Source organism: Rhodococcus koreensis (genome assembly GCF_900105905.1).
Taxonomy (GTDB): domain Bacteria; phylum Actinomycetota; class Actinomycetes; order Mycobacteriales; family Mycobacteriaceae; genus Rhodococcus_F; species Rhodococcus_F koreensis.
Window position 1 is genome coordinate 171,029 of sequence record NZ_FNSV01000005.1, and the last position, 20,583, is coordinate 191,611.

Sequence of the window (20,583 nt, forward strand, 5' to 3'; positions counted from 1 at the left end):
GGCAGTCATTCCTGCGGCGGCGCGAATCTCAGGTAGCTGGACTCCGCCCGCGGAGGCTTCTCAACAAACTCGAGACGGATTCCGTCCGGATCACGCAGAGACAGGACCTTGCGCTCGCCGTAGTCAGGACCGAAGTTCCACACCTCGGGTGGCCCCGCAATCCCGGGGGCTTGGCCGATCGCCGGCACGGTTTGCAACAACGCGTGGACTGCATCGATGTCGTCGACCTCGAAGCCGATGCGCGAGATTCCGAGGTGGTGAGCCTCTTCATAGACCGTCGATGTCTCCGGCGACGGCGGAGGGAAGAGCGGTTGTGTCATGTCGATGCTCAGCCGATTGTCACCACGTGCAGCAAACATGTGACTCGACCACTGCGCCCGGTCGGAACCAGGGCCCTGCGAGGCAGGTAACGGTCTGTCTGTGAAGACGTCAAGGTGGTGGTCAAGGCCCAGGTAATCACGATAGAACGTCGTCGAACGGTCGCCGTCCGTCGCCACTGCGTTGACGTGCACCCAGTGGTCATAGCGAGCCGATTTCACCGGATCCGGATAGAAGGACAGCACCATCCCGTCGGGATCGGTGAATGTGACGTAGTCGCGGACGATCTTCTCGTTCGTCAGCTCGACGCCCATCGCTGCCAACTGCGCGACCCGCTTCTCGGCGGGAACTTTGGTCCCGAACCCGAGCTTCGCGATCCCAACGTGCCAGAACACCGGATAGGGCTTGCCCACGGGGCGAGGAGTCTTCCACTCGACGAGGTGAACCTGACCGGGGCGACCGGCAGTGCCGTCATCCAGGACGTATCCCTCGAATTCGCCACTGTCGATGCCCAAAGCAGCGAACCGCTGGGAGGGAGCTCTGAGTCGCGAGACAGTGCGGAGCGGGGTGGTTGCCTCATAGAACTCCCGAGATCGCTCCGCGTCGCTCACATTCACCACGACGTGGGAGAGCCGAAGAATACGGTGCCCCAGGGCGATTCCGCCCGCTTGCTCTTCGTTCATGAAACCACTCTCTGCTAATTGATACACAGAGTGCACATTAGCGAACTGTCCTCGCAGAAACACTGTTCCGTCAAAACTGTCCCAGCTGCGGTCGAACGACGCAGCGCACCCGTCGAGCCACTGAAACGGCCCGAGGCTCGCCCGCCGGAGCGATCTCTCATCCTCGCGCGGCGAGGCGAATGCCCGCCGCTCGCACCTGACAGCGATATCCTGAGAGCGCATCATCGAGATGATGATTGGACGTGATGTGCTCAGGACGTTCCAGACCACATGGTGCGCTCGTCGCAACCCGCCCCCCGGCAGCGCTCATGGCCGCTTAACGTCAACGTAAGTGCGGGGCGTGCGGAATCGAAGCTGATGGCCGAGAACGATCCTCCCCCGACACAGCGCTACGCGGTCGCCACGGTCACCGCAGAGTTGGAAGCCGCCGGGTTGGACGACGCCCACGAGATCGGGCGGGGTGGGTTCGGCGTTGTCTATCGGTGCAGACAGGAGGCCCTGGATCGCACTGTGGCCGTCAAAATCCTCACGGCCGACCTCGACGAGGAGAATCTGGCACGCTTCTTCCGCGAGCAGCGTTCGATGGGCCGGTTGACCGGACACCCCAACATTGTCAATGTCCTCCAGGTCGGTGCCACCGCCAGCGGTCGCCCCTTCATCGTCATGCAGTACTACCCCCGAGGTTCGCTGGACATGCAGATCCGCCGACACGGGGCGTTGCCGCTCCAAGAAGCCCTGCGGGTCGGCGTGAAAATGGCCGGCGGCCTCGACACCACCCATCGGCTCGGGATCTTGCATCGCGACATCAAACCCGCGAACATTCTGCTCACCGACTACGGTGAACCCGCGCTGACAGACTTCGGCATCGCCCACATTTCCGGCGGATTCGTGACCGCCACAGGCACGGTGACCGGGTCACCGGCATACACGGCGCCGGAGGTACTCAAGGGCGACCCACCGACCCCTTCCTCGGACCTCTATAGCGTCGGTGCGACACTGTTCTGCGCTCTCACCGGCCATGCGGCGTTCGAACGCCGCAGCGGCGAGCACATCATTGCGCAATTCTTACGCTTCACCGCTGAACCCGTCCCGGACCTGCGCACCCAGCGCATACCCGACGACCTTGCCGCGATCGTCGAACGTGCCATGTCCGACAGTCCGCAGAACAGGCAGACCTCCGCCGCGGCGATCGGCAACGAGCTTCGAGAAATCCAAGCCCGGCTCGGGTTCGCAGTCGACGCGATGGTTCTCCAGTCAGCGCCTGGTGAGGCGCTCGCGGAGCCGAACAATGACTACGCGAATCCTGGCCCCACTGGGGGTACTCCAGTTGGTCGAAAACCCTTCGCACTACCGCTCAAGAAGGGTTCAAGAGGAAACCTTCCCGTGGAACTCACCAGCTTCATCGGTCGCAGAAAAGAGCTGGCCGAGGCAAAAAAACGGCTCTCGGAATCCCATTTGGTGACGTTGACCGGAATTGGTGGTGTGGGCAAGACGCGGCTCGCGCTGAGGACCGCCACCACCGTGCAACGCGGCTTTGCTGACGGTGTATGGCTGGTCGAGTTGGGCGATCTCTCTGACGAGACGTTGTTGATCGACGTGGTGGCGGTGGCGCTGGGTTTACGGGAACAGTCGTCGAGGCCGATGGACGAGGTGCTACTGGAGTTCCTTGCCCCGCGCGAACTGCTGCTGGTCCTCGACAACTGTGAGCGACTGGTGAACGCGGTAGCGAGCCTCGCTGAGAGACTGCTGCGCAGCAGTCCTGGACTGCGGATTCTCGCCACGAGCCGCGAGTCCCTCGGCATCGGTGGCGAAATGACGCTGCGAGTACCGCCGCTCGTCGTGCCCGACCCCGACCAGCCCTCACTGCGGGGCTTACCCCAGTACGACTCGGTGTCATTGTTCACTGAACGGGCCACCGCAACAGTTCCTACCTTCACACTGACCGATGACAACAAGACCACTGTGGCCCTGATCTGCCAACGACTCGATGGGTTGCCGTTGCCGATCGAGTTGGCGGCCGCGCGATTACGCGCGATGTCCGCCGAGCAAATTCTGCACCGGCTGACCGACCGCTACGCCCTCCTCACCCGTGGCAACAGGAGTGCACCGATGCGGCAACAGACACTGCGGTGGTGCATCGACTGGAGTCACGACTTATGCACACCCCAGGAGCAGCTGGTGTGGGCACGGCTGTCCGTTTTCGCCGGCAGCTTCGAACTGGACGCGGCCGAACAGATATGCGGTATCGACCTGGCACCGGACGAACTCCTGGACGCATTGGCCTCACTGGTGGACAAATCGATACTGATCCGGGAGGAACATGGCACGGTTGTGCGATTCCGGCTACTCGACACCCTGCGTGAGTACGCCGCCGAGAAGGCAGAGCAGCACAGCGATCGATCGGAACTTCTACGGCGGCATCGAGACTGGTACCTGCAGTTGGCGCTCGACGCTGAGACCGAGTGGATCAGTCCACGGCAACTGGAGTGGATCGCCAGGCTTCAGCGGGAACAGCCGAATCTTCGGGAGGCGCTGGACTTCTGCCTCGTCGACGATCCGATCAAAGGGCTGCGCATGTCTGCGGCACTGTTCCTGTTCTGGAATTCTCGCGGCTTGTTGGGCGAGGGACGGCGCTGGCTCGATCAACTCCTGTCCCGCGATTCCGGTCACCCGACCATCGAGCGGATCAGGGCACTGTGCGCGGACAGCGTCCTCGCCGAGATCCAGCACGACCTGGAGACGGGGGCGGCACGTGTCGCAGAAGCACGAACTCTCGCCAACCAGTCTGCAAACCCGGTAGCAAATGCACTCATAGTGCATGCCGAAGGCCTCCTGGCGCTCTTCAGTGGTGCCCTCACAGACGCATGCCTTCGCCTCGAGAAAGCCCTCGAGTTGTTCAGTCGGCTGGGTGACCACGCGCTGCAGATCGGCATTCTCGATGAGCTCGGTTTGGCATACGAGCAACTGGGTAGGTGGGACAAGGCCATCGCATGCCACAGCCAGCTGTTGGTGACTACGGAAGCACTTGGAGATTCCGTGTACCGGTCATACGCGCTGCGGGCGATGGCCGTCGCAGTCTGGAAACAGGGCGATCGCGCCCGCTCCCTCCGACTGCTCGAGCAGGCCCTGCAACTGACGCGGCAGGTCGATGATCCACTTACCGCTGCTTTGTGCCTCGAGGCGATGGCGTGGGTCGCGGGTGAGGACCGCGATCCGAAAGGCGCGGTCGTCCTCATGGGGGCCGCGGAATCATTGCGGGAATCGGTGGGCAGCTCAAAGGTTCTCTTTACCCATCTCCGCGAATTTCATGATGATTGCATACGCGCGACGCGTCAGGCTCTCGGTATGCACGGTTTCGACGCCGCCTATCAAGAGGGCAAGTCCCTGGACTTCGCCGGTGCCGCCTCGTACGCCCTCGATGAGGGCGTCCCCGGCACGCCGCCCGTGGCAGCTGCCGGTCCCTCGGCGCAACTGACCAAACGAGAGCGCGAAGTCGCCGCGCTGGTCGCTGAAGGGTTGACCAACAGGGCGATCGCGACTCGTCTGGTTATCTCGCCCCGAACAGCGCAGGGTCACGTCGAACATGTACTCGCCAAACTCGGGTTCACCTCGCGCGCACAGATCGCAGCGTGGGTGGTAGATCAGAACCATTAATATCGGCTGCTCTGGGCACGCCCCTGGAGCCCTGACTGAGGGCATCTCCCCAGAGCGAGACATTCAGGCTCAGCGAAGCTGCCATTCTCGCTCCCGGGAAAACACGCACCGGGCCGGCATCGAAACCCTCACAGCGACGTGATCTCTTTGGGTTCCTCGCCATGATTCGAGCAGCATGGCTCGCCGCTGGCGACAGACCCGCAATTCCGACATGTACGGTCGCGGAGAGCTTCTGAAGAATGAACACCATTCCCGCAGCGACCATGCTGAAAATGTAGGCCTGGCAGTTCAGGGCCGTTCACCTCATGTGTTCGGCAGGAAGTGGCCCCTTGCCCGAACGGCCAGGGTGAGGCGATCGCAAGGGATCGGCGTTCGTAGGCGCCGGCGACGAGGCGAAAAAGCAGTTGGGTGCCGGTGTCGTCCAGGAGCGCGAAGCCGACCTCGTCGAGGACGAACAGATCCGCCCATAGCAGGGCCACGATGATCTTGCCGACGGTGGGGGTACCGCCCCGCACGCAGTGCTCGGTGGAGTATCGGCCAGGACCCGGTAGAGGGTGGCGACGAGGTCTGCGGCGGTGAGGTAGCGGACTCTGTGTCCGGCGTGGAACGCGGCGACCCCGAGGCCGAAGCTCGGCTCAGTCGGTTTCCGCCGGAGAACCGCAGTATTAGAACCGTGTTTGATACGCTGATACAATATCGCTCACGAGTCCTTCCGATTATCCACCCTCGCTCTCCCGAGCGGACCGCACGGCGGCCTCGCGGTGGCGCAGAAGGGCACCGATCCGATACAGGGCGCGTGGCGAGAGGGACCGCGTCCTATCGAAACGATTAGCGAAGGACGATTCGTGAGGGACCGGACACCAGGCTACCTGCCTCAAGAATTACCCTCACACGCAGGCGATTTCTGGTCGAGAGTGATGACCGCCGCCACCGAGCATCTCCTACACGCGCATACCGGCTGGATTCGGCATCTTCCACAGCCAGGGCACGCGTCGGTCTGGAGGCCGGCGTCACCCGCGTTCAGGTTGCACACCGTCGACCCGTTGGGCACGGACCCCGATGCGGGATTCATCACCTCCTCACCTGGCAGGCAGTAAGCCTCGTGAAGCAAGGTGGGTTACGCGGTGTGAAGAAGGCAGCGACGCGCCTGGCACTCGCGACCGCGGTGCTTCGCCACTTGACCGACCCTGGCCGCGAATCTGCCACGGTAGAAACCATCGCAGCGGAAGTGGGCGTATCGCCCCGTACGTTCCACAACTACTTTACGTGCAAGGAAGATGCTCTCATCTACCTGATCGACGTCATGCATCACCACGTGGCCGAAGTCATTCGTGCGCGTCCGGCAGACGAGTCGCTTCGTGACGCTGTCGAACACGCCCTGATCGAGGTCGCGTGCGCCACCGAAGCTACCCCAAGACAGGTTGCAACCCTGATCCAATTGATCGAGTGCGGGCAGCCTCTAATGCAACGGAAGCGACGCGGCGACGTCGCTGAACCACACGAGCGGTTCGAGGAAGTTCTCGCTCAACGCGGACATCGCGTTGGCCTCTACGAACGCCTGGTCTTGTCCAATGCCCTTGCGACGCTGCGGGTGGCCCTGCAAATGTGGAGCGAAGGGCGATCTCCTGTCAACGACCTGCGCGAATATTTGCGCACCGCATTTCGCATGCAACAGATGTCGATGCTGTCGAGCAGGGTTCAACAGTGGAGAGAGTGATCTGCAGCAAGGACGAGTTCCAAGACCACCCGCCTCGCTCGTGGATTCGATGGAGCCCGACCGGGGCCGAGTGTCCAGCCCTGCGCGGTGCCGCCAGACCTGCCGAGATCGACGTGTTTTCCGATAACCGGCTCCACCGGGCACGTCGATCTCGGAGGTCGGGGTCAGTGCGCCGAAACTGCGACCTGGTCGGACTCGGACGTCCCATCGAAACGGGACTGTCTGCGCCGAGTTTGGATGAGTAGGGCCACCAGTATGACGAGAACAGAGACCGTGATGACGTAGAGCATCGTCATGTTCCACGCGGTGGTCGTCGGAGCGGTGGTTCCCGGGACGACCGACGACGAGAGCATTGCGGAGACGATAACCGTCGTGATGGCCGTCGTCGCGTTTCTGATGACCTGGGCGATGCCTACGTACTCGCTCGTACTTTCCGCGGGGACGGATTCGATGATCAGGTTGTACACCGACGACATGATGAACGCGGTGCCGACGGTCGCGAGCACGGACAACACGATATAGGCGGGAATGCTCTTGTGGAGCAACGGCAGCATCAATCCCGCAAAGTGCACGATCATCATTCCAACGCCGACGATAAGGGCCACCGCTGCCCCGCGCTTTCTCGCGAGAACCCCTGCAAGAGGCGACATCGCCAGCGTCACACCGGACCCCACCATTGCGATCAATCCGAACATCGTCGACGTCATGCCGAGCCCGATGGGCAGTTCGGCGGGACTGAGTGCAATCAGCGGCGAGTAGACCGTGTACGCACTGAGCGGCGCCAAACCGGCCAAGAGCGTCGCCAGCATCGTCTTGCCCGTCCGGGGACTGATCAGGAGGCGAATGTCCACCAGTGGCGACGTGGCCCGCAGTTCCCACCAGGTCCAGACCGCCAGCATTGCCACTCCGACAACGATGCAGACCACATTGAGCGGATTGTCGAAACCGCTCTTGGATGCGGTAGACAAGCCGTAGAGAAGGACAATGAGCGACGGAGCCAGGAGCGTTGCCCCCACCCAGTCGATCGTCCCGGTCTGGAACGCCTGGACCCGCGGCAGGACCCACCATGCAGCGAGCAACGCAAGTAGGCAGAACGTCGCCGATGCGGCAAACATGAGGCGCCACGCGCCCGCATCGATGAACATGCCGGCGATGAACAGGCCGACACCGCCGGTGATGGTCGCGACTGCGGTCATCATTGCGATGACCACCGGGACACGCTTCGCCGGGAGCACCTGGCGTGCAATGCCGATGAGGAGCGGGAGGATGCCCGCGCTCGTGCCCTGCAGGGCGCGTCCCACCAGAAGCGCGGGGAAGCTGGCGAAGGCGATGGTGATCAGCGAGCCGATGATCGAGATCGTCAGCAAGATGAGGACCATGCGTTTGCGCCCGTACATGTCGCCGAGCTTGCCGCCGACAATTGCCGATGCCGCACCCGTGAGCATGAAGATCGTGATGATCCATGATGCGGCGGCGTAGTCGATTCCGAACAGGTTGGCGAAGAAGGGTATTCCCCCCAATACCATCGCATGCTCGAAGTACCCTGCGACTTCGATGAGCATGAGAACGAACACGACGGCGAGCCAATTTCGGCTGTGCGCCACACCCGTGTCCGTGGATTCGTCGAGTCTCATATCTGTGCCTTGCCTTCCGTGAACTCACTGTCGAGGCGACGATGGGGAGAGGTGCTCGTGGGTGGTGCCCGTCGGTCGGTCAAGCCTCGGGATCGAAGCTGTTCACCGTTCCGGAATACGGGGAAGTCGTTCGCAGCGGAACTGAAGCGGGAAGCGTGCGTGCGGACAGCGTTGCGCGTGCCCGAGCAGCCTCCACCGACCTCACCCGGTGACCGAGCAGTGCGCCCCGCTTAAAACTCAGTTACAAATTAGGTTCAGGAGGAAGCTACCTGTGTCTCACATCACTGTCAATGCGCACGCCGACTCTCATCACACGGCGCGTCGACCCTGCCTGCGGTCGGCAGTAGGGTGCGGAACCACAAAGGTCTCCGGCGGTGAAGCGACTGTCGAAACAGAATCACTTCACGGCCAGAGACCTTCGCCGTTCAGAGCGGAGTAGGTGTGTCTATACGAGCCTGAACTCGGTTCCCCCTATATCGTGTGATTCTCCAGCCCTGGTTCGCGCGGTTGCAACGAAGTCGATGACATCGAGGCCTGCCTCATCGTCGCTCCTACCGCCGGCGAATCGCACTGTCGATCCGTCGCCGGGAAGTGTCACCACGCCGTTCTCGACGTCGAGTCCGAGCACGGTGGCCCACCTCTTCGCATACTCGTCCGGGGACGCGGACCGCAGCTCGATTCCCGCAATGGCCGTGATGACATCAGTTCGGATCGGACCTTGCCAGTCGGCCGCGATCCCGGGCCACGGTCCACCGTTCCAGTCGAACGAGACGATCGTCCCGAGATCTCGCGGGTGCACGTGGATCGATTCGTACTCGTCCTGCACGATCTCGTGAACGACACGCAGCCCCTGTGCCGCGAGCCGCTGTCGACAAAGCGCGATGTCCTCGCGTCGGGAAACCTCGACGATCGCCATGTACCCGCCGTTTCCACGGCGACCACCGACGGGTCGTTGGGATTCGCCCTCACGCAACTGCCCGCACACCTCGAGGTACTGACGTTCCCCGATCGGTTGGACGGTGTTCTCCAGGCCGAACATGGCCATTCCGGACTCGTGATATCCCTCCTCGAATCCGAAGAGGTCGCGGACTTGGGCGTCCGCCTTGTCCAGATCGCCGACCAACGTTGCGACCTGCGTCAATCGCGCGTTTATCTCCACGCCTGCGCTCCTTAGCGAGTTCTGTTCCTCAGAAATCGTCCACACCGGTCCGGGACTTCGGTGACCTGTGGGATGGCTGCTCAACCCTGCGAGATGGCGCCGACGGTCAGTCCGGCCACCAGTCCGCCGTCCACCGGAATGTCGGCACCGTTGATGAATCCGGACACCGAGTCGAGCAGGAATACGACGATCGGCGCTACGTCCTCCGGCTTACCGTGGCGTCCGAGCAGCTGCTCGGACCAATCGATCGCACCGGGGGCCATGGACTCCTTGAAATCCTCGAGGATGCCGGTCGCCGTCGCGCCGGGGCACACCGCGTTCATTCGGACACCCTTTTGCCATGCGGAATGCGAACGCCATTTGGTGTAGTAGAGGACCGCTTCCTTGGAAAACTCGTAAGCGTCCGCGCCGCGGGCGGGCGCGTTCGCCACCGACCATTTCAGGGCGGTGTCGTAGTCCTCGATGGTCACCAGCTCTGCCAGTTTCTCGAGATGCAGCATCCAGCTCGCGCCCGCGATCGAGGCGACGTTGACCACCGCGCCTCCCGACCTGATCCTGTCGATGACGTGCTCCGTCAAGGCACGCAGTCCGAGGTAGTTGACGCGCATGACAAGCTCCGGTGACTGCGTGCCGGGCACGCCGGCGACGTTCGCGAGGCCGTCGAGTTCCGTAGGCAGCTGCGCGATTGCGTTCTCGATCGAGTCCGGATCCGACAGATCGACCGCGATGAACTTCACGCGCTCGTCCTGGGGATCCGTACGGTCCAGCACGACTACCTCCGCACCCCAGGTCAGCAGGGTCTCGCGAACCGCAGCTCCGATACCAGCGGCGCCTCCGGTCAGCGCAACTGTTTTGCCTTTCAGGGACATTCGTTTTTCCTCCGTCAGTTTCTTGTGATCGAACGGTCGTGAACCAGTACGTCGCCGGGTGAAATACCCCAGTCGGCGAGTACCTGATCGGTGTGCTGCCCCGGTAGCGGTGGCGGCCCCTGGACCCGACCAGGTGTCACAGCGAACCGTGGTGCAGGCGCGGGCTGGGTGACCCCGTCCACGTCCTCGTACGCGTTCCTGTGAACGTGGTGGAGGTGCGTGTCGACCTCCGACAGCGACAGCACCGGCGTGACGCACGCGTCGACTGCGGTGAACACGCTGCTCCACTCATCGCGACTCTTCCTTTGGAAGGCACGCTCGAACGTCTCGTGCAAGGACGGCCACTGGCTTCGGTCGTTGCGGTCAGGCAGTTCCCCGGGGTCGAGGTCGAGACCGCGAAGCAGTCCGTCGTAGAAGTGTGGCTCGATTGCCCCGACTGCCATCCACTTGGCATCGGCCGTCTCGTATGCGCGGTAGTAGGGTGCACCGCCGTCGAGCCCGTTGCTTCCGCGAGGTCCGAGTGTTCCGGTCGATTGCAGCCCGAAGTACATTGCGGTCAGGAGGCTGACGCCGTCGGTCATCGCGGCGTCGACGACCTGGCCTTCTCCTGTGGTCCGCGCGTGGTGCAGCGCTGAGGTGACGCCGAGAGCGAGAAGCATTCCTCCGCCGCCGAAATCGCCGAGCAGATTGAGTGGCGGAAGCGGCGGACCGTCAGCAGTGCCGAGCAGTTCGAGCGCTCCGGAAAGGGCTACATAGTTGATGTCGTGACCTGCGAGCGTCGACAGGTCTCCCGATTGGCCGAAGCCGGTCATCCGCCCGTACACCAAGGCCGGGTTTCGGATGAGGCACTCGTCTGGACCGAGCCCGAGGCGCTCCATGACACCGGGGCGAAAGCCCTCCAGCACGATGTCCGCGCGGGCGATCAGGTCGAGTGCGAGTCGAGAGCCCGTCGGATCCTTCAGGTCGGCGGTGATCGACCGACGCCCACGGTCGATTGGCGTGAGGTAGGGCCTACTCCCTGGACGGTCGATCCTGACAACGTCTGCACCCATGTCGGACAGGAGCATTCCTGCGAAGGGGGTCGGTCCGATGGCGGCGACCTCCACTACTCGAACGCCGGACAGCGGCCCGGTCACCGGGGGCCCCCCGTCATTACCGTGGGCGATCGATCTCGCGATACCTCTATCGCGATGCGCTCGAAGCGAGGGGGGCGCTTCTCCATGAACGAAGCAACTCCTTCGCGAAAATCATCGGATCGGACGCTGCGCTGCATGGCCTCATCGGCCTCGACCGCAGCCGCCGGCCACGGCAGGTCCAAGTGCCGATGAACCAGCTCCTTGATGACCTGCAGTGATCGAGGTGATGTGTTCTCCGCGAGCGCCACAACGTATTCAACCGCCGACGACACCAGAAGGTCGGAAGTCGTCACCCGATCGACGAATCCGAGCGACTGCGCTTCTTCGGCTTCCACTCGTCGTGAACTCCACAGCAGGTCGAGTGTCCTGCTGACGCCGATCAACCGCGGTAACAGCCAACTGGTTCCGTGTTCTGCGATAAGTCCACGCTTGGAGAACACAGTGTGAAACGCGGCGCCGTCTGATGCGAATCGCAGATCGCACATCATCGCCAGGACGAACCCGCCGCCCGCACACGTCCCGTTTACCGCTGCGATAACCGGCTTCGGAACGTCGAGCAGATAGGAGAACAGCGCCGGAGGTTCCGATCCCTCGGTGCCCTCGCTCGTGCTGCGGGGCGGCTGGTCAACAGCCGCCGCGAGGTCGGCGGCGTCGAGCCCGACGCAGAACGCGCGTCCAGCGCCGGTGATCACGATCCCGACGACCCGGTCGTCGGCCACGGCGCGGTTCACCGCGTCCCTCAGCTCGTGCATCGTCTGCGTGCGGAAAGCATTCAGCTTGTCTGGCCGGTTCACCGTGATCAGGGCAACCGGGTCCGTCACCTCGTAGACGAGATCCTCGTATACCTCGGTCATCTCGCACCCGCCGTTGCCTTCACCCAGTACGGGTCGCGGAGGTGGCGCTTGTACATTTTTCCGTTGGGATCCCGCGGCAACTCGTCCATGAAATCGACGGATTTCGGAACCTTGAAGGCAGCGAGACGCTCGCGGCAGAACTTCTGGATCTCGTCCGCAAGATCGGGACTCGCGGTCACTCCGACACCGAGCTGGACGACAGCCTTGACCTCTTCACCCCATTCCTCGTTGGGTATGCCGAACACGGCAGCATCTGCGATGCCCTGGTGCTCGAGGAGTACGGTCTCGACTTCTGCTGGGTAGATGTTGACCCCGCCCGACAAAATGAGGTCTGTTCGCCGGGAAACGAGATAGAGGTAGCCGTCCTCGTCCATCCGTCCATAGTCACCAGCGGTGAAGAGGTCGCCGCGTCGCGCGGAGGCAGATTTCGACTCGTCCTTGTGATACTTGAAGGAGGACCCTCCACCAGGAAGGGTGGAGTACACCGCTCCCACCTCGCCGCGCGGGACTTCGTTGCCCGCTTCGTCGAGGACCTTGATGACGGCACCAGGCAGGAAGGGCCTGCCGACCGTTCCTGGTCGCTCGAGCGCCTCCGACGGGGTCACCAGGGTGCCGCCGACACCCTCGCCCGAGGAGTAGTACTCATAGACCACCGGGCCGAACCAGTCCATCATGCGCCGCTTCACATCTGCGGGACAGGGTGCGCCGGCGTGCGAAATCACGCGTAGCGAGGACACGTCGTACTTCTTGCGCGTCGATTCGGGGAGCTTGAGCAGTCGGTAGAACTGAATCGGCACCATTTGGGTGCTGGTGATGCGGTGCTTCTCGACCAGCGCCAAAAACTGTTCTGCGTCGAACTTGGCAGTCAAGATCAACGTGTGTCCAAGCTGTAAAGCGAACATCGCGTACCCGCCCGGGGCGTTGTGGTATAGCGGGGAGACGCAGAGGTGCGCGTTTCTCCCCGCCTGTCCGAGCCCGAACACCGCCAGCATGTTCATCGGAGCGGTGAGTTTGTCCTGGCACTCCGGCGACATCCCCGAGAGCGTACGCCGGACACCCTTAGGGCGACCCGTGGTGCCTGACGTATAGGACATCATCGAACCGGCCGCTCGATCCTCGGGCGCGGTTGTGGGCTGACAATCGATCACGCTCGTGAAGTCAGCGAAACCGTCGATCTCACCGACGGCGAGGGTGTTGAGGGCCGGCAGATTCGCTTCCTCGACTGCAGCATTGGCCTTGTCGCCGAATCGCTCGTGCGCGATGAACGCCTTCGCGTCGGAATTATCCAGTATGTAGGCGATCTCGGACGCAATGAGGTTGTGATTCAACGGCGTGTAGTAGAGCCCTGCTTGCCCCGCCGCCAGGACGGACACGATGAACTCGGCACAGTTGGGCAGCAGGATCGCAATTCCATCGCCCCGCTGAAGCCCCATCTCACGGAGTGCGTGTACCAGCTGATTCGCTCGCTCCTGCAGTTCCCGGAACGTGAGCGTGCCGCCCTCGGGGTCTACGACGGCGATCCGATCCGGGTGGGCTTTCGCTGCACTCCAGAATCCGACGTGAGTCATTGAGGTGTCCTTTCTAACAGTTGTCGTCTCCGGCCCACAGCAGGCTCGCGAGCGCCGCCCGAACGGTGGGATGGGTTCGGTCTACGAGACCGACAGGCCGCCGTCGACGCGCACGAGGGCGTCGGTGACGAATGATGATGCATTACTAGCGAGAAATACTGCGGCACCGACTATTTCGTTGGGTGCTGCGGGTCGTCCCAGTGCATTCGGAGCAGTGGTCCGCGCTTCCTCCGGCCAGGAGTCGGCGATGTCCGTCAAGAACGGACCCGGAGATATGGCGTTGACGCGCACCTTCGGCCCGTACTCGGCGGCGAGTGACCTTGTCATCGCGTTGAGTGCAGCCTTGGCACTGCCGTAGGGAACGACACCGGGCAGCGGTTGGAGCGAACCGGAGGACGAGATGTTGATGATGGAACCGCCCTCGCCGTCGTACATCCGCTTCGCCACCTGCGAAGCCAGGCGGAAAGGCCCCTTGAAGTTCAGATTTACAACGCTGTCGAACAGCTTCTCGCTGACATCGTGGCTCGGCACCGCTGGGCCCATTCCCGCGTTGTTCACCAGTATGTCCAGCCGGCCGGCCCAGCCGTAGGCGGTTTCGATAAGTGAGTCAATCGACTCCCATTGCCCCGCATGAACACTGACCGCGAGTCCCTTTCTGCCCATGGCCGTTACCTCGGCCGCCACCTCCTCGCAGCGATCGAGCTTCCGGCTCGCGACGATCACGTCCGCCCCCCGCTCGGCGAACGCCCGGACCATCTGATAGCCCATTCCGCGGCTGCCGCCGGTGACGAGTGCGACCTTTCCGGTGAGGTCGAAGAGTGAATCGGTTGTCTGACTCATGGTTTGCCTGTTCTGAGAGCGCTGATCGGATGAGTTGTCTTGCCCGTCGGTCTTCTCAGTAGACTGGGGCGTCGATTCCGTGCCGCGCAAACACGTCCGCGTATCGTGCGTGAGCCTTTTCGCGTAGTTTGGGAATGTGCCGAGTCGGGAAGAGGTCGTCGCTCGGCTCGTAGTCCCTGAGGATCTTCTTCGCCAGCGTCACCTTGTGCACCTCGGTAGGACCGTCGGCGAGACCCATCGTGTACGAACTCACAATCATGTCGATGAACGGCATCTCGGTCGTAACACCCAGCGATCCGTGGATCTGCAGAGCCCGTGAGGCGATGTTGTTCAGGACCTTGGGCATCGCGACCTTCACCGCAGCGATGTCGCCACGCACACGCTTGTAGTCCTGATAGCGATCGATCCGCCAGGCTGTGCGCAGCACGAGAAGCCGGAACTGCTCCATCTCGATCCACGACTCCGAGATCATCGACTGAATCATCTGTTTGTCGGCCAAGAGCTCGCCCTTCGTGGTTCGTGAGATCGCCCGCTCGCAGAGCATGTCGAAGGCGCGACTCACGTTGCCGAGGGTTCGCATGGCGTGGTGAACACGACCGCCTCCGAGCCGGGTCTGCGCGATGGCGAAGGCCTGCCCGCGGTCGCCGAGGAGGTTTGCGCGAGGAACGCGAGCATTCGTCAAGCGCAGGTATGACTCCGACGCATCACGGTTGCCGCGTAACCGCATGCCGATGTTCCGTACCGTTTCGAGGCCGGGGGTGTCCGTGGGCACAATCAACATCGACGCCCGCTTGTGGGGCGGGTTGTCGGGGTCGGTCACGACGAACATGATCAGGAAGTCGGCCTCGGCTGCGTTGGAGATGAACCACTTCTCGCCGTTGATGACCCAATCTTCACCGTCGACGACTGCCGTGGTCTGCAGTGCGGTCGGGTCGGCACCGCCCTGAGGTTCGGTCATCGCATACGCGGAAAGAATTTTTCCGGCGAGAAGCGGATTCATCCACTTCTCCTTCTGCTCCGGAGTCCCGTAATGGGCGAGGATCTCCATGTTTCCCGTATCGGGTGCAGCGCAACCGAACACGATCGGACCAAGCCCGCCACGGCCGAGAATCTCATTCAGGAGTGCCAGCTTCACCTGGCCGTGGCCGGGGCCGCCGAGTTCCGGTCCCAGGTGTGTCGCCCACAGACCCTGCGCCTTCACCTTCTCCTGCAGAGGCAGAACCAACTCCTGCCACAGCGGGTTGTGGATGTCCAGCCCGTCGACGGCGAAGTCGAGTGGTTCGACCTCGTCACGCACGAAGTCGGCTGCCCAGTCCAGCTTTGCCTGATACTCGGGGTCTGTCTCGAAATCCCATGCCATAGTGCACTCCTTAGTTCGATTTTCGCTATGTTTCCGCTGTTCAATCGGTTGCTTTGCGGTCATCCGACGCGCTGGTCATCCGTAGGTCAATTGGTTCGGCTCAAGGTGCGAGTGGTCGTTGAAGGACACGAGCGTCAGGCCTCGCGATCCTGCGATCACTTTGGTGATCCCGGTGTTGACGGCCACTGTCTGTAGTCGGTGCCACAACTCGGGTCCTCCTCCGAGAAGCGCCGTCGCGATAGACGCGATCACCCCGGCACTCGTGACGACCACGGCACACCCGCCCCGCCCGGCTGCGTGGGCGGTGTCCTTCAGGGCTGTATGTACCCGGTCTGTGAACCCCGCGAACGTCTCTGGGTACTGGGTATCGTGCTTCCCGCTCGTCCACCGCCGCTTCGCGTCGAGCCAACCCTCGGCTCCGAGATCGCCGAGGGTGCCGATCGGTCCGCACGCCGCTTCGAGGATCGGCTTGTGGTCGAATTCGTTCCACCGTGGATCCACTGCTGCGTCGGCGAGCCCCGCCCACGACACCGTCTGAACGTGCCTCCGCAGGTCACCACTGACGACGCTGGTCGGAGTTGCGCCGCGTTCCCGTAGTGCGGCGCCGACGAGCGCGGACTGATGGAAGCCTTTCGGGGACAGCTGGTCGTAGTCTGCGGCTCCCAGGGAAGCCTGGCCGTGCCGGACCAGGAAGATGACGCTCATGCGAGTACAGCCACCTTTACGCTCACGACCACGGGGTGCCGGGGACGAGGTTCTTGTACACAACATGCATGTCGGTGAACTCGTGCAGCCCCCACGGACCGTTCTCGACGCCGAGACCGCTTGACTTGACCCCGCCGAACGGCAGATGAGGCAAGAGGTAGAGGTGGCAGTTCACCCAAGTCGTCCCTGCCGCGATTCTGCGCGCCAACTGCGCACCGCGATCAGCGTCGCTGGTCCAGATGGACGAGCCGAGACCGAAATGCGTTGCGTTTGCCCGAGCAATGGCATCGTCGAGGTCGTCGTACGGCAGGACCGGGAGAGCGGGCCCGAACTGCTCCTCCGCTACGACGGGCATGGAATCGGTCACGTCGGTAAGAATTGTGGGGGCATAGAAGAAACCCGGACCGTCGATCCTGCTCCCTCCCGCGGCGACAGTCGCACCCGCGTCGACCGCATTGCGCACCAGACCCTCGACCCGTTCGAGCTGCAACTGGTTGTTGAGGGGGCCATGTGTGGTTCCTTCCTCGAGACCGTTGCCGATTCGAACGGCCTTCGCCCGTTCGACCAGCGCGGAGACCATGTCTCCGTATAGGCGACGGGGCACGTAGGTTCGTTTGACCGCTACGCAGATCTGGCCCACGTTGATCATCGAACTGCCGAAGATGCCGGCCGCGGCGGTCTCGACGTCCGCGTCGTCGAGCACGATTGCCGGATCGTTTCCTCCGAGTTCCAGGGTCACGCGCTTGAGTCCCTCGGCTGCGGCTGCGGCAACTTTGCGCCCGCTCGAGGTGGAGCCGGTGAAGCTGATTTTGCGAATCGCGTGGTGTGCGCTGAGCTTGGCGCCAAGGGGGTCGAGGCCCGAGATGACGTTCAGGACCCCCGGAGGGAATACGTCCGCGAGCAACTCACCGATCCGAAGAGTGGTCAGAGGAGTGTAGGGCGACGGTTTCACCACAACCGTGTTTCCGGCCCGAAGCGCAGGCGCGACCTTCCAGAAAGCCAGACCGACCGGTGCGTTCCAGGGCGTGATCGCGGCGACCGGCCCGATCGGCTCCCGGAGGAGTTCGACCCGAGCGTATTCGTTGTCCTGTAGGACCTCGACCGACACCTCCAGGCCGGCGTAGTACCGCAGCCAGTCCACCGCGGACCGGATCTCGCCGATTGCTTCGGCGAGCGGTCGGCCCTGCTCACGCGTCAGAAGCGCGCCTAGTTCGTCGACGCGTTCCTCCACGCGGCCGGCCGCGGCAAGGAGCGCACTGCGCCGGGCGGTGTCGTCGCTCCGCCACCGCGGAAAGGCGGCCTCGGCAGCGGCGACGGCTTTGTCGAGCTCGCTATCCGTGCAGTTCGGCGCCACTGCAAAAGCAGCGCCGAGAGCAGGGTCCTCGACCGCGAAAGTGGCCGATCCCGAGATCAACTCACCGCCGATCGTCATCGAGTAGTTGGACACCGATCCTCCTGATGCTCAATTGAAAGTCTTTGAAACTGCACGAACTCATTCCGGCGACTCCGAGGCTCACTGCGCTCCGGGCCGATCACGAAGCGAGGTCGCTTGTCCACCGCGCCGACGAAACCTGGCGCCCGGTCCACCACGCACCCGAGTTCCTTCCGGCGGTGCCGGGCATCCGACCGGCGAGCGCCAGAACCCTGTTATGAACCTCGTTCTATTCGAAAGCTACACGTGGCCTACGTCACTGTCAATGAGATGTGTGGGGGAACCGACGGATTTCGAGGCAGTTCCGCCGCATGAAGGAAACGTTGACAGCGCTCCCGGCACACCAATAGGTTTAGAACGCAGTTTGAAACAATTGCCTGCTGCGCCGACGCAGACCCGCCTGCCTCCGAAGCAGGATGTTCAGCTACGGGACGGCAGGCGCACCACCCGGATCGTGCCGGTATCGACAATCAGCGGAGGCGACGTGGTCGCAGGATATAAGCGGGCAGCTGACCAGCCGGCGGCGGACTCGCCGTGGACAGCGCCTCGCCCGTCACAACAGGAACGGTACGAGAAGGTCCTTCAGGCCACGATCGACCTGGCGCACGAAGGCGGATACGACGCCGTCCAGATGCGGGCCGTTGCCGAGCGTTCGGGAGTTGCCCTCGGCACTGTATATACCTACTTCCAGTCGCGAGATCTCCTGCTGTATCGCGCAACCGTGGCATGGAACATCAGCATCGCCGAGCAAGCAGCGAAGCGTGCAGCTGCGGCGGACCACACGGGAATCGACGGTTTGGAGGACCACTTCATCGAGGTGATCGACCTGTTTCTCGACGACCCCGGCCTGCTCGACGCGTACGTACGGGCAACGTTGTCGAGCGATCCGGTCGTCGCAGCCGAGCGGAGGAACGTCACGTGGGAATGGTGGACGGACATCTCGCCGAGTCCGTCAGCGCTCGGTCCCGAGATAGCCGAGATCGCAGCCACCCTGCTGACCGACGTCTTCTATAGCGGGACTGTGCGGTGGGCGTTCGGTCAGGTGGAACTCGCAGAGATCCGCGAGCAGCTCCGTGCCACGATTAGGCTCCTGATTCGTGCGTCGCGCGCCTGACGGCCGCGTCACTCCGACGATCAGGCACGAATCAGTGCCGGGCGGCCAGTTTGCCGCGGCGTCCGGTGCCGGGATCGTCGATCCCGGCACCCGTGTCACCTCTGCCCAGGATTGAGAAGGATGAAGAGCGCCTCCGCGTCCGCGCACACCCGGTCGCCGTCGCTCAACGTCGCTCTGAGGAACGTCTTCCGCCCCTCGGTCCGATCGACCCAGGCTTTGAGTTCCAGATCGGTGTCGAGCGGCGTGACGGAGCGGTAGTTGATCGTCAAATAGGCGGTCCGGGTGATCCCGCGAGCCAATCCGGCCGCGAGACCCATCACCTCGTCGACGGCGAGGCCGACATATCCCCCGTGTACGGCAGAGTTTCCTCCCAGATGGAAGCGGCGGAACCGCAGGGTCGCGACCACACCGTCCGCTCCCTGATCCAAGAACGTGTAGGGCGGCAACATTATGTTTCCCCGAGCGGGCAGGTCGGTACGTGTGCCCGAGGGCGCATACCATTCGTCGATCGTCACGCCCTTCAATAGGTCGTTGATCGCCCTCAACCGCGACAGAATGTCGTCATTGAGTTCAGTAGTCGGACATGCCGCACGCGCGCGGTCCATGAACGTCCGCACTTCCTCGATGAACTCGCCGTAGTTGACACCCCCTCGCTCGGTCGTGTTCTCGATCGTCGTGCGGAATCCGCCGACGCCCTCCTCGACAGCTGCGGGGAGCGCTCCCCCGAATTCACCAGTCATCTCGGCAGTTCTCCGTCGCTCGTGTCAGTTGGCCCGCCGTGGCGTTCGCGGCCCCGGTCCGGGGAGCCACGCCGGGGTGAAACGCCCCTGTCCGGGGCACACCGTCTCCGAGCAACTGCCCCACGGGACGTTCACTCGGATACCTTGTTTGAAACCTTGTTCACTATTTGAGGGCAGACTACGGCTCGCCGATCACGGTGTCAACGAGAAGCTCTCCACGCAAAGCGCTTTCACGCACCGTTCACAAACCTGACTGGCGGCGCGCGTAGCGCCCGCCTGGGACCCGGACGTCACCCCGCGTGCCGATCGTTGACACCGAGCTCCCGAGAATGTAACTTGAATCACTGTAACCGGGTTTCGAATCACGTTACGAAAACCGGAGTGCGTGGCGTTCTGGGCGAAGCTCGTTGTACGCCGACGCCCGCACGAACAGCAGTGACAGGCGTGTCGACCGCCCACTTCGGGGCTTGCCGAACAATCACTCGGCGTCGACCGCCGACCGACTCCCACACAGACAAGGATTTGCCATGGCCGAGAACGAAGCTCTCTTCATTGACTTGGACACGAGCCGGTGCACCAGCCTGGGAATCTGTGAGGCACTGGCGCCCAAACACTTCGAGGTGCAAGACGACGGCAGCGTAACGGTTGACGGCGAGCCGGTCTCGGACGAGGACATTGCCGATGTACGTAACGCGGTCACGTCCTGCCCGACAGAAGCGCTCAAGCTGATCACGAAGTGAGTCGGATACCGGCACGAGATATCGGTCGGCGACTGCGCGGGACCGGTTCGACTTCGCCGG

General features: G+C 63.0%; 16 protein-coding genes and 1 pseudogene. 4 read left to right on the plus strand and 13 right to left on the minus strand.

What is annotated here, in order from left to right:
- Positions 1-5: 5 nt before the first annotated feature.
- The gene (locus tag BLV94_RS05035; protein WP_167372128.1) at positions 6-1,001 is read right to left on the minus strand and encodes a VOC family protein; all 996 of its coding nucleotides are present in this window, start codon (positions 999-1,001) and stop codon (positions 6-8) included.
- 357 nt (positions 1,002-1,358) lie between these two features.
- On the opposite strand from BLV94_RS05035, the gene BLV94_RS05040 reads away from it, so the two are divergent.
- Positions 1,359-4,655, plus strand: coding sequence for a protein kinase domain-containing protein (locus tag BLV94_RS05040; RefSeq protein WP_072946467.1), 3,297 nt, complete (start codon positions 1,359-1,361; stop codon positions 4,653-4,655).
- A 329-nt stretch (positions 4,656-4,984) separates the two neighbouring features.
- Here BLV94_RS05040 and BLV94_RS50465 read toward each other — a convergent pair.
- A pseudogene (locus tag BLV94_RS50465) lies at positions 4,985-5,280 on the minus strand (ATP-binding protein); the annotation flags it as partial.
- A gap of 501 nt (positions 5,281-5,781) precedes the next feature.
- Here BLV94_RS50465 and BLV94_RS05050 point away from each other — a divergent pair.
- A complete protein-coding gene (locus tag BLV94_RS05050) occupies positions 5,782-6,372 on the plus strand; it encodes a TetR/AcrR family transcriptional regulator (protein WP_072946466.1) in 591 nt (196 codons plus the stop codon).
- 164 nt (positions 6,373-6,536) lie between these two features.
- Here the strand turns inward: BLV94_RS05050 and BLV94_RS05055 are convergent, their stop codons facing one another.
- The 10 genes from BLV94_RS05055 to BLV94_RS05100 form a co-directional block, all read right to left on the minus strand.
- Positions 6,537-7,934, minus strand: a complete 1,398-nt coding sequence (locus tag BLV94_RS05055) for an MFS transporter (RefSeq protein WP_167372129.1) — start codon at positions 7,932-7,934, stop codon at positions 6,537-6,539.
- 517 nt (positions 7,935-8,451) lie between these two features.
- Entirely contained in the window at positions 8,452-9,165 is a 714-nt protein-coding gene (locus BLV94_RS05060) for a VOC family protein (RefSeq protein ID WP_167372130.1), read from the minus strand.
- Between the two features lie 80 nt (positions 9,166-9,245).
- Positions 9,246-10,034, minus strand: a complete 789-nt coding sequence (locus BLV94_RS05065; protein ID WP_072946463.1) for a coniferyl-alcohol dehydrogenase — start codon at positions 10,032-10,034, stop codon at positions 9,246-9,248.
- A gap of 14 nt (positions 10,035-10,048) precedes the next feature.
- Positions 10,049-11,170, minus strand: coding sequence for a CaiB/BaiF CoA transferase family protein (locus BLV94_RS05070; protein ID WP_167372131.1), 1,122 nt, complete (start codon positions 11,168-11,170; stop codon positions 10,049-10,051).
- Entirely contained in the window at positions 11,167-11,991 is an 825-nt protein-coding gene (locus tag BLV94_RS05075; protein ID WP_208613691.1) for an enoyl-CoA hydratase-related protein, read from the minus strand. The genes BLV94_RS05070 and BLV94_RS05075 overlap by 4 nt, the downstream gene beginning before the upstream one ends.
- Positions 11,992-12,020: 29 nt before the next feature.
- Entirely contained in the window at positions 12,021-13,592 is a 1,572-nt protein-coding gene (locus tag BLV94_RS05080) for an acyl-CoA synthetase (protein WP_072946460.1), read from the minus strand.
- Positions 13,593-13,673: 81 nt separating this feature from the next.
- Positions 13,674-14,432, minus strand: coding sequence for an SDR family NAD(P)-dependent oxidoreductase (locus tag BLV94_RS05085; RefSeq protein ID WP_072946459.1), 759 nt, complete (start codon positions 14,430-14,432; stop codon positions 13,674-13,676).
- A 55-nt stretch (positions 14,433-14,487) separates the two neighbouring features.
- The gene (locus BLV94_RS05090) at positions 14,488-15,792 is read right to left on the minus strand and encodes an acyl-CoA dehydrogenase family protein (protein ID WP_072946458.1); all 1,305 of its coding nucleotides are present in this window, start codon (positions 15,790-15,792) and stop codon (positions 14,488-14,490) included.
- 75 nt (positions 15,793-15,867) lie between these two features.
- Complete coding sequence (locus BLV94_RS05095; protein WP_072946457.1) at positions 15,868-16,497, minus strand: histidine phosphatase family protein; 630 nt, start codon at positions 16,495-16,497, stop codon at positions 15,868-15,870.
- A gap of 22 nt (positions 16,498-16,519) precedes the next feature.
- On the minus strand, positions 16,520-17,944 hold the full coding sequence (locus BLV94_RS05100; RefSeq protein ID WP_072946456.1) for an aldehyde dehydrogenase family protein: 1,425 nt from the start codon (positions 17,942-17,944) through the stop codon (positions 16,520-16,522).
- A 469-nt stretch (positions 17,945-18,413) separates the two neighbouring features.
- On the opposite strand from BLV94_RS05100, the gene BLV94_RS49315 reads away from it, so the two are divergent.
- Positions 18,414-19,043, plus strand: a complete 630-nt coding sequence (locus BLV94_RS49315; protein WP_072946455.1) for a TetR/AcrR family transcriptional regulator — start codon at positions 18,414-18,416, stop codon at positions 19,041-19,043.
- Between the two features lie 95 nt (positions 19,044-19,138).
- Here the strand turns inward: BLV94_RS49315 and BLV94_RS05110 are convergent, their stop codons facing one another.
- A complete protein-coding gene (locus tag BLV94_RS05110; RefSeq protein ID WP_072946454.1) occupies positions 19,139-19,783 on the minus strand; it encodes a PaaI family thioesterase in 645 nt (214 codons plus the stop codon).
- Between the two features lie 527 nt (positions 19,784-20,310).
- On the opposite strand from BLV94_RS05110, the gene BLV94_RS05115 reads away from it, so the two are divergent.
- Positions 20,311-20,523: a ferredoxin gene (locus BLV94_RS05115; protein ID WP_072946453.1), complete on the plus strand. Its 213-nt coding sequence runs from the start codon at positions 20,311-20,313 to the stop codon at positions 20,521-20,523.
- Positions 20,524-20,583 lie beyond the last annotated feature (60 nt).